Source organism: Sphingomonas sinipercae (assembly GCF_011302055.1).
GTDB classification, from domain to species: Bacteria; Pseudomonadota; Alphaproteobacteria; order Sphingomonadales; family Sphingomonadaceae; genus Sphingomicrobium; species Sphingomicrobium sinipercae.
Genome location: NZ_CP049871.1, coordinates 326,333 through 341,474, shown reverse-complemented (window position 1 = coordinate 341,474; position 15,142 = coordinate 326,333). Strand labels below are relative to the sequence as shown.

The 15,142-nt window shown below is 66.5% G+C and carries 14 protein-coding genes; 10 read left to right on the top strand and 4 right to left on the bottom strand.

What is annotated here, in order from left to right; translation table 11 throughout:
• The first annotated feature begins 16 nt into the window (after positions 1-16).
• Genes G7078_RS01800 through G7078_RS01790 form a run of 3 tightly spaced genes read left to right on the top strand, consistent with a single transcriptional unit; the run spans position 17 to position 2,111 of the window.
• On the top strand, positions 17-439 hold the full coding sequence (locus G7078_RS01800; protein WP_166092386.1) for a GtrA family protein: 423 nt from the start codon (positions 17-19) through the stop codon (positions 437-439).
• Positions 436-1,380, top strand: coding sequence for a glycosyltransferase family 2 protein (locus G7078_RS01795; RefSeq protein ID WP_166092384.1), 945 nt, complete (start codon positions 436-438; stop codon positions 1,378-1,380). The genes G7078_RS01800 and G7078_RS01795 overlap by 4 nt, the downstream gene beginning before the upstream one ends.
• The gene (locus tag G7078_RS01790) at positions 1,380-2,111 is read left to right on the top strand and encodes a class I SAM-dependent methyltransferase (protein WP_166092382.1); all 732 of its coding nucleotides are present in this window, start codon (positions 1,380-1,382) and stop codon (positions 2,109-2,111) included. The genes G7078_RS01795 and G7078_RS01790 overlap by 1 nt, the downstream gene beginning before the upstream one ends.
• Here G7078_RS01790 and G7078_RS01785 read toward each other — a convergent pair.
• Positions 2,064-3,659: a hypothetical protein gene (locus G7078_RS01785; protein ID WP_246166408.1), complete on the bottom strand. Its 1,596-nt coding sequence runs from the start codon at positions 3,657-3,659 to the stop codon at positions 2,064-2,066. The genes G7078_RS01790 and G7078_RS01785 overlap by 48 nt on opposite strands.
• A 110-nt stretch (positions 3,660-3,769) precedes the next feature.
• Here G7078_RS01785 and G7078_RS01780 point away from each other — a divergent pair, with 110 nt between their 5' ends.
• Together G7078_RS01780 and G7078_RS01775 are read left to right on the top strand one after the other, a co-directional pair.
• Positions 3,770-5,335: a glycosyltransferase family 39 protein gene (locus G7078_RS01780; RefSeq protein ID WP_166092380.1), complete on the top strand. Its 1,566-nt coding sequence runs from the start codon at positions 3,770-3,772 to the stop codon at positions 5,333-5,335.
• Between the two features lie 69 nt (positions 5,336-5,404).
• Entirely contained in the window at positions 5,405-5,986 is a 582-nt protein-coding gene (locus G7078_RS01775) for an EF-hand domain-containing protein (RefSeq protein WP_166092378.1), read from the top strand.
• On the opposite strand, the gene G7078_RS01770 is transcribed toward G7078_RS01775, so the two are convergent.
• From G7078_RS01770 to G7078_RS01760, 3 genes are read right to left on the bottom strand one after another with little or no spacing between them, the layout of a single operon-like run.
• Positions 5,983-7,260 (bottom strand): SAM-dependent methyltransferase, encoded by a 1,278-nt coding sequence (locus G7078_RS01770; RefSeq protein WP_166092376.1) that lies wholly within the window; start codon positions 7,258-7,260, stop codon positions 5,983-5,985. The genes G7078_RS01775 and G7078_RS01770 overlap by 4 nt on opposite strands.
• Positions 7,261-7,320: 60 nt before the next feature.
• The gene (gene rlmN / locus G7078_RS01765) at positions 7,321-8,520 is read right to left on the bottom strand and encodes a dual-specificity RNA methyltransferase RlmN (RefSeq protein WP_246166406.1); all 1,200 of its coding nucleotides are present in this window, start codon (positions 8,518-8,520) and stop codon (positions 7,321-7,323) included.
• Between the two features lie 25 nt (positions 8,521-8,545).
• The gene (locus G7078_RS01760; RefSeq protein WP_166092374.1) at positions 8,546-9,028 is read right to left on the bottom strand and encodes a hypothetical protein; all 483 of its coding nucleotides are present in this window, start codon (positions 9,026-9,028) and stop codon (positions 8,546-8,548) included.
• Positions 9,029-9,197: 169 nt separating this feature from the next.
• Here G7078_RS01760 and G7078_RS01755 point away from each other — a divergent pair, with 169 nt between their 5' ends.
• From G7078_RS01755 to G7078_RS01735, 5 genes are read left to right on the top strand one after another with little or no spacing between them, the layout of a single operon-like run.
• On the top strand, positions 9,198-10,571 hold the full coding sequence (locus G7078_RS01755; protein ID WP_166092371.1) for a glycosyl transferase family protein: 1,374 nt from the start codon (positions 9,198-9,200) through the stop codon (positions 10,569-10,571).
• Positions 10,568-11,659: a hypothetical protein gene (locus G7078_RS01750; protein WP_166092369.1), complete on the top strand. Its 1,092-nt coding sequence runs from the start codon at positions 10,568-10,570 to the stop codon at positions 11,657-11,659. Before G7078_RS01755 ends, G7078_RS01750 begins: the two co-directional genes overlap by 4 nt.
• Before the next feature lie 59 nt (positions 11,660-11,718).
• Entirely contained in the window at positions 11,719-12,627 is a 909-nt protein-coding gene (locus G7078_RS01745) for a sulfite exporter TauE/SafE family protein (RefSeq protein WP_166092367.1), read from the top strand.
• Entirely contained in the window at positions 12,624-13,388 is a 765-nt protein-coding gene (locus G7078_RS01740; protein WP_166092365.1) for a TIGR02186 family protein, read from the top strand. The genes G7078_RS01745 and G7078_RS01740 overlap by 4 nt, the downstream gene beginning before the upstream one ends.
• 60 nt (positions 13,389-13,448) lie before the next feature.
• The gene (locus G7078_RS01735) at positions 13,449-15,128 is read left to right on the top strand and encodes an ATP-binding protein (RefSeq protein WP_166092363.1); all 1,680 of its coding nucleotides are present in this window, start codon (positions 13,449-13,451) and stop codon (positions 15,126-15,128) included.
• Positions 15,129-15,142 lie beyond the last annotated feature (14 nt).

Genomic DNA, 15,142 nt, shown 5'->3' with positions numbered 1-15,142 from the left:
CAAGCGCACCATCTTCATGACCATCCCGCTGCCGAGCTTCATCGACCCCAAACGCAGTCAGTTGCTGTGGCAGGCCTATCGCTACGCCTTTGCCGGCGGAGTCATCACCTTGCTCGTCGCCGGCAGCTATTGGGCGATCAGCGAATTCCTGCACGTCGACCCGATGCTGTCCCTGGCCGTCGTCTTCCTGTTCTTCACCGCGGTCAGCTACGTCACCCATGGCGCCTTCAGCTTTCGCGGCCACGGGTCGCGCGACCGCCAGCATGTCCGCGCCGCCCGCTTCCTGGCCGTCAACCTGCTGGGTTTCGCGGCCAACCAATTCTTCGTCTGGCTGCTGGTCAAGCAGCTTGGTGGGCCGACGTGGTGGCCGGTGATCCCGATCATCTTCGTCACGCCGGTGTTGACCTTCGCGCTGCATCGCCGATGGGTATTCGGATGACCGCGCTGACCATTGTCGTTCCCGTCAAGGACGAGGAGCAGTCGATCGCAACCTTCGTCTCGCGCGTCGTTGCCGTGCTCGACAAAATCGACGACCCCGCCGGCCGCGACTTCGAAATCCTGTTCGTCGACGACGGCAGCACCGATTCAACGCTGGCGCGAATCCGCGAGGCGCACGCTTCCGAACGGCGCGTTCGGGCGGTGTCGCTATCGCGCAATTTCGGGAAGGAAGCGGCGCTCACCGCCGGCCTCGACGTCGCGCGCGGCGATGCGGTGGTGCCGATGGACGTTGACCTGCAGGACCCGCCGGAAGTGCTTCCGGCGATGATCGCGCGCTGGCGCGAAGGCTTCGACGTGGTTTGCGGAATCCGCGAGGACCGGCAAACCGACAGCCTGCCCAAGCGCCTGACCGCCGACCTCTACTACCGCGCCCACAACTGGCTTAGCGACGACAAGATTCCGGAACATGCCGGCGATTTCCGGCTGCTCGACCGCAAGGTGGTCGAAGTCATCCGCTCGATGCCCGAGCGCAATCGTTTCATGAAGGGCCTGTTCGCCTGGGCCGGCTTTCGCGAAGCCTACGTCCCCTACACCCGTCCCCAGCGCGAGGCCGGGGAGTCCAAGTTCAGCTACTGGAAGCTGTGGAAGTTCGCGATCGACGGGATCACGTCGGCTTCGACGGTCCCGCTGCGCGTCTGGAGCTACCTTGGGGGCATCGTTGCGTTGCTCGCCATCGGCTACGCCATTTTCCTCAGCATCCGCACCATGATCTGGGGCACCGAAGTGCCTGGCTACGCATCGCTGATGGTCGCCATTTCCTTTCTCGGCGGACTGCAATTGCTCTCGCTCGGCATCCTCGGCGAATATGTCGGCCGGATGCTGACCGAAGTGAAACACCGGCCGCTATACGTCGTGCGCGAAAGGATCGGGGACGAGGACTGATGGACGCAGCCGTTTTCGAACGCATGGCGCAATCGGACGCCGACCATTGGTGGTTCACCGCCCGCCGCCAGATCCTCGAGACCGTGCTCCGCCGCATCGTCCGCCCGCCGCAGGACGCCGCCATCCTCGAGGTCGGCTGCGGCACCGGTCACAATCTGGAGATGCTGGGCCGGTTCGGGCACGTGCAGGCGACCGAGCTCGACGATTGGGCGCGCGATCTAAGCAGCAAGCGGCTTGGCCGACCGGTGGAGCGCGCCGCACTGCCGGACTTGTCGATGTTCAAGCGCGACAGCTTCGACCTCGTCGCGCTGCTGGATGTGCTTGAACACGTCGAAGACGATGCCGGGTCGCTGGCGGCAATCTTCCAGTTGCTCAAACCCGGCGGCAAGCTGTTGGTGACGGTGCCGGCCAACCCGTGGATGTGGAGCGCGCACGACGTCGCTCACCATCACCACCGCCGCTATCGCAAGCGGGAGATCAAGCGCCTCGCGCTCGCCGCGGGCTATGAGATCGAACTGCTTTCGCCGTTCAACAGCTTCCTCTTCCCGCTCGCCGCGGCCGCGCGCATCGCCGGCAAGGTCGCGGGCAAGGAAAGCGCCGACGACGCCCCGCCCCCGGCGCCGGTCAACCGCCTGCTGCGGGCGATCTTCGCCGCCGAAGCGCCGGTGATCGGCCGGTTGCCGTTACCGTTTGGCGTGTCCCTGATCGCCGTCCTTCGCCGCCCCGGTTGAACGGAGCAGGATCGATCCGTTGTTGCCGGCCCACACCGGCTCCAGGCCATGCGCTAGGCGCGGATCGAACGGCAGCGGGTCGATCAGCCAGACGTAGTCGAACCCGTCGCGCGGAATTGTCGCAAGCGCGCGGTTGATCGAGCGCGGCGCTTCGCGGCTGCCGCAATGATTGGGATGCACCATTTCCGACGGGTCGGAGGAAAAGGCGCCCGCGCCCCGATAACGCAGGCCGAGCAGGTTCATCCCCTCCATCACCCATTGGTCGTTCGAAAAACCGTTGCGCCGGACGATGACCATCGCGCCAAGGTGGGAGTTGCGGGCAAGGTCCCAGCTTTTCATGCAGCCGCGCCCGACCAGGCTGGCGACGCGCGCGCCTGCCGGAACGTGGTCGAGCGCATGCAACTTCGCAGCCTGGTCGTCGGCGGCGATGGCCAGGCTAGCGGTCGTGGACGCCAGGCGAAGCCCGAAGAAGGCGAGCCCGCACACGGCCAGCAGCATCCCGGTCGGCACGTGCATCGGCCCCTTGAACCGGATCGCGAGCACGAACACCGCAAGCATGTACGGCACCAGCCGCATGTCCGCATAAGCGGAGCCGAAGATGATCCGCGGCAGCAGGACGAACGACGCGGCCAAGACAATCGCGGAGAAGGCCAGCATGCGGGAGAATTGCAGCTTGCGGCTGACCAGGGCGAACAACAGGACCAGCCCGATCATCGCCAGGGACGCGAGATCCCAGATCTGCCAGCGGTCGCGGAGCGCCGAATACAGCCACTCCCACTTGTATTTCCACGCGAAGAAGCCCGCGGTCATCCCGCCATGCGCCTCGCTTCGCCAGGCCAGCATGATGACGATCGGCAGCGTCAGCGCCATCGCGTGCGCCGCTGCTTTCGCCCCGGCCCGGACCCAGCCGATGCCGCGGTCGTGCTGGCGCACCGCCTCGCCGGAGAAGCACAGCAGGCCGAGCGCGCCCCAGCCGTAAACGTGGGTGAAGAAGACGATCACGGAAATGGGCACGAACAACGCTGCGCGAAGCCGCCACCGCCCGCGCTCGCCAAGGTTCAGCCAGAGTGCGAAGGCGAGGAACGCTAGCGCCATCGACAATGCGAAGTTCACGAAGCCGAACAGGAATGGGTAGCCATAGGCCAGCGGAAGCGCGAAAAAGGCGCTTGGCGGGACCCGGTGGTGAACCTCGCGCGAGACCCACAGGAAGCCGCCGACGGTCAGCGGCGGGATGGCGAGGACGATCAGCTTGACCGCCAGTTCCAGGCCGAAGACCGCGCCTAGCGGCACCACCAACAGGTCGACGCCAAGGTTACCGATCGCCGCCCAATCGAACGCGTAAAAGCGCTGCAGGCTCTCGGATTGCGCGAGGTCTAGCTGGACCCGATAGCGGCCCATGTGTCCCAGAAGGTCCACCAGCGGCGGGACCTTGGGATAGAGCAAGGGGATTGCGCTCAGCAGGACCAGCACAGCGATCAGCCAGCGCACCTCCCACCAGGCGCGTACCCTGTCTGCCCCGTCCCTCGTTGCCGCGGCCGTACCGGCCATCGTCCCACCTGCTCCAGAAGCGAAGCGGCGGTCACTAGCGGCAATGCCCCGATTGTCCATGCGGCGTCGCCTTACCGGCTGTTAACCAAACCTGCTTAGGGCTCGGCTGGATGAACGCCGTCTTCCCGGCAATTGCGATCGAACGCCCCTCGCTGGTCAAGCCGCGCCCTTCCGCTGCTTGGCTGGTCGTCGCCCTTACGGCGCTCGCGCTGGCGGTCCGCCTTGCCGGCCTGGACCTCCGACCGCTGTGGCTGGACGAGGCCTATAGCGCCTGGTTCTCGACGCGCGGCTGGCATGAATTGTGGGCAGTCGTGCCGACCTACGAGCCGCATCCGCCGTTTTACTATTCGGTGCTGAAGCTGTGGCGCGGCCTGTGGGGGGGAAGCGAAATCGCGCTCCGCGCCTTTTCCGTCATCTGCGCCGTCGCGACGGTGCCAGTGGTGGCCGCAGCGGTGCGCGAACAGGAACGCCAGGACCCGTCGCCCCGGCCGTCGCTGCGGATCGCGATTGCCGGCATCCTCGTCGCCTGTTCGCCGATGCTGGTCCTGCTTGGGCAGGAGGCGCGGCCTTATCCGCTGCTGATCCTTGCCTACGCCGTGGCGGTGCTCGCGCTGCTTCGCCTGTTCCGCCAGTTCGCCTGCGGCGGCCCGGGACGCTGGGGATCGTGGCTGCTGCTCGGCGGCGGCATCGAGATCGTGCTGTGGTCGCATGGCCTTGGGCCGCTGTATGCAATCGCGCTGGCGGCCGCACTGCTTCCAGCCTGGCTGTCGAAACCGACACGGGCCCGGATCTGGCGGGGGATCGCCGTCGGCGCCGCCGTCGCAATCGTCTACGCGCCCTGCCTGGCGATGATCGTCGCCCGGGCCGGCGACTGGGGCAGCGGCTGGCTTAAATGGGAGCCGGCGATGGTCCTGCTCCTGTTGACGCTTTACTCGATCCCGTTCGAATTGCTCGGCGTCGTCACCGGCATTGCGGCGATTGCGATGCTGCTTCTGCTCAAGCGGGCGTGCGACCACGCAATGGCCGGCCGCGGCTGGACCGGCGACAAGGCGCTCCTCGTCGCCGGCTTTGGGCCGGCACTCATGGCCGCCGCCATCTCCTTCCTGTTCATGCCGGTCTTCCTCCCGCGCGCGCTCGCCGGGGCCATGATCCCCGCATACCTCGCCATGGCCGGAGCGCTCGCCCGCACCGAGGTTTCGCGGGAGCGGATGCTCATTGGCGGTGCCCTCGCCGCATCCTTGCTTGTCGGCGCGATGCAGGTCGCGCTTCGGCCGGCGAACGAGCAGTGGCGGGAGGTCGCGGCTTACCTCGACCGCAACGTCGGCCCGTCGGACCAGGTCTGGCTATATCCCAACGACAGCGCCCTGCCCCTCGCGGCCGCCGGCTGGAACAACGGCACCCAGACGCGCGCGCTTCCCGACCCTTATCCAGCAGTTGCTTCGCCAGGGCTGGTCCGGGCCGGGTCGCCGGCGGTCAAGTCGCTTACGCCGGAGCAGGCGCGCGCCGCCGCGAACGATCCCGCGCTCGCCCGGATTCCGACCATCTGGCTGCTAGCCCGGCAAAGCGATGTCATCGACCCCGCCGGGGACCTGCCGCGCGAACTCGCCCGGGTCCGCCGCCCCGGGCCAGAGCGCCAGTGGGGCATCATCAGCGTCCGCGCCTACACGCCGCGCTGACAAATCATTCAACCTCCATACAGCCGAGTCGCACTAGGAAACCCCCCAGTCTTCAGGAGGTTACATCACATGCGCACTCAACTTCTCGCCGCCGTCGCGGCCCTTGGCCTCGCCGCCTTCGCGCCCGCGATCGCGCAGCAGCCGGCCCCCCAGGCGCCCCATCATCAGATGATGATGAAGGAAATGAACCGCGCGCAATTGCTGCAGCAGGTGCAGCAGCATTTCGCCCGCGCCGACCAGAACCGCGACGGTTTCGTCACCCAGGCGGAACTGGCTTCGCTTCGCGCGATGAACAAGGACCGCCGGCAGGACAAGATCGCCCAAGTCCGCGGCAAGCGCTTCGACCGGCTCGACGCCAACAAGGATGGCGCGATCAGCCGAGTCGAATTCGACAGCGCTCACCAGGCGCACGCGGGCCAGGGCAAGATGGCGATGCGCGGGCATATGGGCGGCCGGATGCACATGGCCGCACTTGGCGGGCGGATGTTCCAGATGGCCGACTCCAACCGTGACGGACGCGTCTCGCTGCAGGAAGCAACCGGCGCCGCCGCCGCGCACTTCGACGCTGCCGACACCAATCGCGATGGACGGCTGACCGGTGACGAAATGCGCGCCGCGCATCAGCGCATGGGCGGCCGCCCCCGCGGCTAACCGGCCTTGGGCTTGCCTGGAGAGGCTCGGCGTTTCGGCGCCGGGCCTTTCTTTTTGCCCGAGGCTTCGCGGTACTTTTGCTCCGCCTGCGCCATGTAATCGCGGGTGATCGGCAGCGCCCGGCGGTCGCGGATATATTGCGTCTGGTACACGCAGGCGGCGCCGTCTTCGAACATGACGATCCCGCCGGCCAGGTAGAATTCCCACATCCGGAAAAAACGCGCGTCGTACAGCGCCTCGATCTTGGTGCGGTTCGCCTCCGCCCGCTGCAGCCAGTTGCGCAACGTATAGGCGTAATGCAGGCGCAAATTCTCCACGTCGCTGACGATCATCTTCGACTTTTCGCTCGCCGCGCACATCTGCGACAGGCTGGGCAAGTGATAGCCGGGGAAGATCCATTTGTCGGTGAAGGGGTCGGGCCCGCCGGCGCCGCCAAACTTGCCGATCGTGTGCAGCAGCATGACCCCGTCGTCGGCCAGCAGCTCGCGGCACTTGGCGTAGAATTCGTCGTAATGTTTCGCGCCGACATGCTCGAACATGCCGACCGAGACGATGCGGTCGAACTTGCCGTCGATCTGCCGGTAATCGATCAGCTCGAACTTGACGTGGTCGGAGACGCCCGCCGCGTCCGCCCGCTCGCGGGCAAGCTTGAGCTGTTCTTCCGACAAGGTCACGCCCAGGACATCGACCCCGGCGACCTGGTGCAGGAAGATCGCCATCCCACCCCAGCCGCAGCCGATGTCGAGCACGCGCTGCCCCGTCTGCAGGTGAAGCTTCGCCGCGATGTGCGCTTTCTTGTCGAGCTGCGCCTGCTCCAGCGAGTTTTCCGGATCGGTGAAGTAAGCGCAGCTGTACTGCATGTCCTCGTCGAGGAAGAGCCGGTACAGGGCGTTGCCGATGTCGTAATGGTGCGCGACGTTCATTTTCGCGCGCTTCGGGTTGTTGTTGCGGAACAGGCGCTTGATCCACTTCACCTTGCCCTTGCCGAGCGCCTTGCGTCCGCCGCCCCGTTCCCAGGGCTTGGCGCCGACCACCAGCTTGAGCAGGTCGAGGATGGTGCCGTCCTCGACGGTGACGCGCCCGTCCATGTACAATTCGCCGAACCGCAGTCGCGGGTTGCGGAAGATTTCGAGCGCCACGCTTTTGTCGTGGAAGCGGATGGTGACATGCTTGCCGCCGCCCGGGCCATAGGTGCCGCGCTTCCCGTCGGCTTCGACGATGGTGATGCTTCCGACCGGCAGGATTTGGTCGATGAACCGCCCAATCAGCGACATAGACGCCTCGCTCTTCTGGATTGCGCCAAGCTACGCCGCGTCACCAGCGCCGCGCAACTGCTAGCCGGCCGCCTCGGTCTCGGCGTCGATGACAGAGCGCCGTTTCTTCTCGCTGGCGGTCTTCAGCTGGCCGCAGGCGGCGTCGATGTCGCGGCCGCGCGGCGTTCGAACGGGTGCGGAAATCCCGCCTTCGAAGATGATGTTGCTGAACGCCCGGATCCGCTCCGGCGTCGAGCATTCGTAAGGCGCGCCCGGCCACGGGTTGAACGGGATCAGGTTGACCTTCGCCGGCAGCTTGTAGTGGCGGATCAGGCGGACCAACTCGCGCGCATCTTCGTCGCTGTCATTCTTGTCCTTCAGCATCACATATTCGAACGTGATCCGCCGGGCATTGTTCGCCCCCGGGTAGTCGGCGCAAGCCTGAAGCAACTCCTCGATGCCATACTTGCGGTTGATCGGCACGATCTCGTCGCGCACCTCCTTGGTCACGGCGTGCAGCGAGACCGCCAGATTGACCCCGATCTCCTCGCCGCAGCGGCCCATCATCGGAACCACGCCCGACGTCGACAAAGTGATCCGCCGCTTGCTCAGGCCCAGCCCGTCGCCATCCATGACGATCTTGAGCGAATCCCGGACATGGTCGAAATTATACAGCGGCTCGCCCATCCCCATCATCACGATGTTGGTCAGCATCCGCCCGTCCGGCTGGGACGGCCATTCGCCCAGGGCATCGCGCGCCAGCATCACCTGGCCGACGATTTCCGACGGCTCCAGGTTGCGCACCAGCCGCATCGTCCCGGTGTGGCAGAAGCGGCAGTTGAGCGTGCAGCCGACCTGGCTCGACACGCACAAGGTACCGCGGTCGGCGTCCGGGATGAACACCATTTCGAAGTCGTTGCCGTCGCGCGTACGAAGCAGCCACTTGCGGGTGCCGTCGGACGACACTTGCGCCTCCACCACCTCGGGCCTGGAGATGACGAAGCGCTCTTTCAGCCACGGGCGCTGCACCTTGGCGATGTCGCTCATCGAGTCGAAGTCGGACACGCCGCGATTGTATATCCAGTGCCACAATTGCTTGGCGCGAAGCTTGGCCTGGCGGGCGTCCAGCCCTTCCCCTTCAAGCGCGGCGCGAAGTCCGTCCTTCGACTGGCCGAGCAATTCAATGCGGCCGTCGGCAACGCGAGCGAGATCGGCCCCGCGCGGAACGGGCACGGGATCGATCGCGCCGGGAATCGGCATCAAGGCGGTTTCAGCGGTCATTGCGGAAACAGGGATTTAGTGCCGATCAGCGCATTTTGCCAGCGCAGGCCGCGGCGGCGGCATCGATCGCCGTTGCCGCGCCGTCCAGCCAGTAGCGTTCGACCGACCGGCGGCCGGATGCATCGCGGGCTTCGATGCGCATCATGGTCGCATAGCGGGCGGCCTCGATCATCGCCCGTTGCTGCTGCCTGTCCCGGCTCAGCCCAAGCGCGCCGCCGGCGGCAATCAGGAACGGCTGGTTGCCGATCGTGACGATCACGCTCGATCCCGGCCGCACCGGCCGCCGCAGCTTGGCATAGAATTGACCCCAGCGGCGGCCGCCCGGTTCGAAGGCGAAGCCGGCATACGCATTCCCGGCTGCCGTGTTCGCGCGCAGCGGGCGGGCGCGCGCTTCGCAACGGCCGGAGAATGTCATCGCTGCCCAATGGCCGCGGGCGAAGATTACCTGGGAAGCGGCGGGGGCCGCGACGACAAGCGCCGAAACGGCAAGGAGATAGCGTCCGGCCATGGCGATCAACCTAACGCATCCATTATCATGCGGTAACCATCCAATCTTGAGACTTCGTCGCGCTTGTGCCATCCAAGCCGCGCTCGGTTCAATCAAAGCCCTTGTCCGGAGGCGCTGAGTGCCGAGCGATTCCATCACCGCATATGTGGCCGAACGACTGTTCTAGTCGATGGTCGCCGCCGATTTCCTGACCCGTATTGCGTCCGAGCTCGCGCTGTTCAGCGGCGTGGGGTTCCTGCTGTTTGCCATCAACGACCTGGTCGTGGATGTCATCTACTTCGCGCGCCAGCTGTGGCGGTCGGCGACCGTCTACCGCCGCTTTCCACGGGCGTTCGGCCAGACCCTTGCCGAAGGCGGCGATCGACAGGCGTTCTTCGCCGTCTTCGTTCCCGCGTGGGACGAAGCGGCGGTCATCGCCCAGATGCTGCGCGCGTCGCTCGCCCGGATCGACTATTCCAATTACCGGATTTTCGTCGGCCATTATCGCAACGATCCGCTGACGGGCGCTGCCATCGCGACCGTCGCCGACCCCCGGATCGAGCCGGTGCTCGTCGATGTGGACGGGCCAACGACGAAGGCGGACTGCCTCAACCATCTTTACGATGCGCTGCTGGCTTATGAGCTTCGCGCGGACGAGCCCGCGGCAGCGGTCGTGCTCCACGACGCGGAAGACGTCGTCCACCCGCTCGAATTCGCGGTGTTCAACCGTTTGATCGATCGTGCCGCGGCGATCCAATTGCCAGTCCTGCCGCTGATCGATCCGCGCTCGCGCTGGATCGCGGGTCATTATTGCGACGAGTTTGCCGAGGCTCACACCAAGGAACTCGTCGTCCGGGAAGCAGTCGGCGCCAGCATCCCACTTGCTGGCGTCGGCTGCGCTATCTCGCGCGATACGCTGGCGCGGATGGCGGCGATGCAGGAAGGGCGACCGTTCGCCGGGGCCAGCCTGACCGAAGACTATGAGCTCGGCCTGCGGGCCGGCGGGCTTGGGCTGAAGACCATTTTCGTGCGCATGCCGGCGGCGCCCGGCAACCCGGCCGTCGTCGCCAGCCGCGGCCACTTCCCGTCGACCTTTTCCGAAGCAGTGCGGCAAAAGGCGCGCTGGCTGGGCGGGATCGCGCTGACCGGCTGGGACCGGCTGGGCTGGGGCGCCGGCATCGGCGAGCGGTGGATGCGGCTGCGCGACCGGCGCGGGCCGATCGCCGCGCTGTTGCTGGTCTGCGGTTATTTCGCAGCGCTCCTCTGGGGGCAATTGTGGGTCGCCCAGGCGATCGGCGCGCCGGTCCAGATTGGCATCGACCCGGCGCTTGCGGTCCTGTTGTGGATCAACCTGTGGCTGCTCGCCTGGCGGATCGCGATGCGGGTGGCGTTCACCGGCTCGGCCTATGGCTGGCGCGAAGGGTTGCTGGCGATCCCGCGCCTGGTGGTCGGCAACCTTATCACCATCTTCGCCGCCTTCCGCGCGCTCCGCCTTTACATCGGCCGCTCCAAGCCGGTCTGGGACAAGACCCGGCATATCTTCCCCGCCGACGTTGGCGCATGAGCGCACCACTTCGGTTCCTGACTCTTGCAATAGCGGGCTGGGCGGCTGTCCGGATGACCGCGCTCGGCGCCATCCCCGGCTTTACGATCACCCCGGCGCGCGCGGCCCTGCCGCCAATCGTGCCGACGCAACTGGCGTCATTCGAACCGCAATTGGCGCCGCCGACGCCCTGGCCGAACGAACCGGTCGCCGCGGCCGCCCCCGGCCAGTATTTTCCGCAATTCCGCCCGATGGCGATCCCAGTCCCTTATTACATGCCGGTCAGCGCACCGGCGGCGCAGGTGGCCAGCGCGCTTCCTGCCCTGGCCCCGCGCGGTCCCTGGAGCCTGCCGGCGCTCGACCCATCGTCGATCTATTACCCCGCCGCGGCCGAGGGCTTCTCCCCGCTTCCCCCGCTTAACGCGATCGCCCAGCCCGCTGCCCAAAGCGTGCCGGCAGCCGTCCAGTCGCAGCAACCCGGCGGAAAGCTCGATCGCTGGCAGATGTCGTCCTGGGCGGTGCTGCGCGGACCGTCGTCCCCCGGCACGCTCGCTGCCGGCGGCACGCTCGGCGGAAGCCAGGGCGGCGCCCGCGTGACCTATGCCTTCAACAAATGGCTGGCCGCATCCTTGCGCACGACCAGCCCGCTCGGCGGATCGCGCGGCGCGGAAATCGCCGGCGGGGTCCGCTTCACGCCGATGCAATCGGTGCCGGTCGCCTTCACCCTTGAACGCCGCCAATCGATCAGCAGTTTCGGCGGCGGCCGTTCCGACTTTGCGCTGTTTGCCGAAAGCGGCCTGTACAATCGCCCGGTGCCGCTCGGCTTCCTGCTCGACGGCTATATGCAGGCCGGCATGGTCGGCATCGGCAAGCGCGACCTGTTCGCCGACGGCGCGCTTGCGTTCACGCGCCCGGTCTACGGCCGCTATTCGGCGGGCTTCGGCATGTGGGGCGGGTACCAGACCGGAATCTACCGGGTCGATGCGGGGCCGCGCGTCACCGTCCGGCTGCGCAACAACATCCGCGCGCACGTCGACTATCGGCAGCGGCTGGCGGGGAGCGCGCTGCCCAATTCCGGGGCGGCACTGACGCTGGCAGCCGACTTCTAGCCGACGAGGCCCTGCGCGGGTGGCCCTGCGGCGGCTTTGGCGCTAGCCACTGAACCGCGATGCACATCTACCTTCCCATCGCCGGGCAGTCGGTCAATGCGCTCTTCATCGTCGGCCTCGGCTGGGTGGTCGGCCTGCTGTCCGGGATGTTCGGGGTCGGCGGCGGATTCCTGACGACTCCGCTGTTGATTTTCTACGGCATCCCGCCGTCGGTCGCGGTCGCGTCAGCCACAACCCAAATCACCGGCGCAAGCGTCTCGGGCGTGCTGGTGCACATGCGCCGCGGCGGGGTCGACCTGCAAATGGCGGCGGTGATGGTGGTCGGCGGGCTGTTCGGCTCGGTCGCCGGCGCATTCCTGTTCCGGACGCTTCAGAGCACCGGCCAGATCGATGTCGTCATCGGCTTCCTTTACGTGCTCCTGCTTGGCGGGATCGGCGGGCTGATGCTCAAGGATGCGCTGTCCACGCTGGGCTGGGTGAAGTTCGCCCAGCCGGCGGAACCGGCCCGCCACACGCGCTGGGCCGCATCGCTTCCGTTCCGCTTCCGCTTCGCCGCGTCCGGCCTGTTCCTGTCGCCGATTGCGCCGCTGGCGATCGGCTTCGGCGCCGGGATGCTGACCCTGCTGCTGGGCATCGGCGGTGGGTTCATCCTGGTGCCGGCGATGATCTACCTGCTGCGGATGCCGCCGCGGGTGGTGATCGGCACGTCGTTGGCGATGGTGCTGTGCGTCAGCGCCGGCACCACGCTGATTCACTCGATGACCACCGGCTCCGTCGACATCGTCCTTGCCGGGCTGTTGCTGATCGGCGGGGTCGTCGGCGCGCAATATGGGGCGCTGCTCGCGACTCGGCTGAAGCCGGACCTGCTCCGCTTTGCCCTCGCCATCGTCATTTTGCTTGTCGCGCTCCGGATGGGGCTTGGGCTGGTCTGGCGGCCGGACGAAATCTTCTCGATCGAGCAACTGTGAACCGCGCGCGCGCCGCGATCCTTGCACTTGCCGCTTTTGGCCTGACCGCGGCCGACAAGCCGGTGCTCGTCCCCGACGTTTCCTCGCGCAACATCCAGATTCGCTACAGCTTCACCGGAGCGCAACTGCTTCTCTTCGGCGCCATCATCTATCCCGACGGCCGCCAGCCCAATGAAAGCGCGCAGGTCGTGGTCGTCGTCAAAGGCCCGGTCGAACCGATCGTGGTGCGCGAAAAGCAGCGCATCGCGGCCATCTGGATGAATGCGGATTCCAGCCGCTTCCGCTCGGCCCCCTCCTTTTACGCAATCGCCTCCTCAAAACCGATCGCGCAGCTGGTCGATGAACGCACCGCCGCGGTTTATGAGCTGGGGCTGCAGAACCTGCAGCTTTCGCCCGGCACCGGCGCGCTGCCCGAAAAGGCCCGCCGGTTCGAAGCGGGTCTGCTCGACCTTCGCCACCGCCAGGGCCTTTATGCCGAGGATCCCAACGGCGTCGAGATTACCGACGGCGTCCTCTACCGGGCGCGGATCAGCATCCCCAGCCAGGTTCCGGTCGGCACCTACACGGCGGAGACCTTCCTAATCGACAACAATAGGGTCCTCGCCGCCGCAACCCGGGAAATCCAGATCGGAAAGAGCGGGTTCGAACGCTTCGTCGCCCTGGCTGCCCGTCGCCACGCGCTGCTCTACGGCCTCGCCGCGGTGCTGATGTCGGTCGGCCTCGGCTACGCCGCCGCAATGGCATTCCGCCGCCGCTTCTAAGCCAAATATTAACGGCTGCCGGTTAATCCCCTGCACGTAATCTGTGGCGAGGGACTATTCATGGACGATCAGCCGAACCTGCAACAGTTCGTCAGCGAACTCAGCAGCTTCAGCGAGGAGCCGGCGGCAGCGGGAAGCGCTTCGGCGCGCGACCTGCCGCATGTCGGCCGGGTGATGGAGATCGCCGGCTCGGGGTCCAAGATCCACATGGACGCGGCGACGCTGTCGGCACTTCATGCCCATTCGGACCCGGCCGTTTCGATGTCCGGCCACGTCGGCAGCCAGGTCAAGATGCTGGTCGACAACAGCTGGCTGATCGCCAACGTCCGCACGCTCGCCGCCAACGAACAGGGCGAAATCACCGCCCACATCGACTTTTTGGGCGAAGGCACGCGCCACGCCAGCGGGGCAATGAGCAACTTCCGCCGCGGCGTCACCCGCTACCCGATCCCGGGCTCGCAAGTGATGCCGGTGACGACCAACGACTTGCGGTCCGTCTTCGCCGCCGACGACAGCCCGCATATCGAAATCGGCACGGTTTACCCGACCGACGACATTCGCGGCGCGCTCTACGTCGATCCGATGCTGTCCAAGCACTTCGCGATCCTGGGCTCCACCGGTACCGGTAAGTCGACCTCGGTCGCGCTGATCCTGCACCGGATCTCGCAGCTCAGCCCCGAAGGTCACATCGTGATGATCGACCCGCACGGCGAATATTCCGCCGCGTTCAAGGGCTGCGGCGAGCTGTTCAACGTCGACAACCTCCAGCTGCCTTACTGGTTGCTCAATTTCGAAGAACATTGCGAGGTGCTGCTGACGACGCAGGGCCAGGAACGCCAGCGCGACGCCGACATCCTCGCCAAGTGCCTGCTCGCCGCCCGCACCAAGGGCAAGGACATGAGCCAATATGGCAAGGTGACGGTGGACTCGCCGATCCCTTACCTGCTCGCCGACCTCAACGGCATCATCGTCAACGAAATGGGCAAGCTCGACCGGGCTGGCGACACGCTGCCGTTCCAGCGGCTGAAAACCAAGCTCGACGAGATTAAGGCCGACCCGCGCTACAGCTTCATGTTTTCCGGGATGCTGGTCAGCGATTCGATGCCGTCGTTCCTGGCCAAGCTGTTCCGGCTCCCCGCGAACGGCCGTCCGATCTCCATCGTCGACGTGTCCGGCGTTCCTTCCGAAGTCACCTCGGTCGTGGTTTCCGTGCTCGCCCGGATGGTGTTCGACTATGCGATCTGGTCGCGGACCGAGGCGCAGCGCCCGCTGCTGCTGGTCTGCGAAGAAGCGCACCGTTACGTGCCCAAGGATGAGAATGCGTCGGGCCAGTCGGTGCGCCGGATCCTGGAGCGGATCGCCAAGGAAGGTCGTAAATACGGCGTTTCGCTCGGCCTGATCACGCAACGTCCGTCGGACCTGGCGGAAGGCGTGCTGTCGCAGTGCGGCACGATCATCTCGATGCGCTTGAACAACGACCGCGACCAGGCCTGCGTCCGCGCCGCGATGCCGGAAGGCGCGCGCGGCTTCCTCGACGCGATTCCGGCGCTTCGCAACCGCGAATGCATCGTCTGCGGCGAAGGCGTCTCCATCCCGATCCGGGTCCGCTTCGACGACCTGGAGCCGGAAAAGCGTCCGGCCTCGTCCGACCCGAGCTTCGCCGCCTTGTGGCGCGAAACCGGCGGCGAGGAAGGCATTATCCAGCGCACCGTCAAGCGCTGGCGGGGGCACGGCCGCTAGACTGGCGCGGGCCG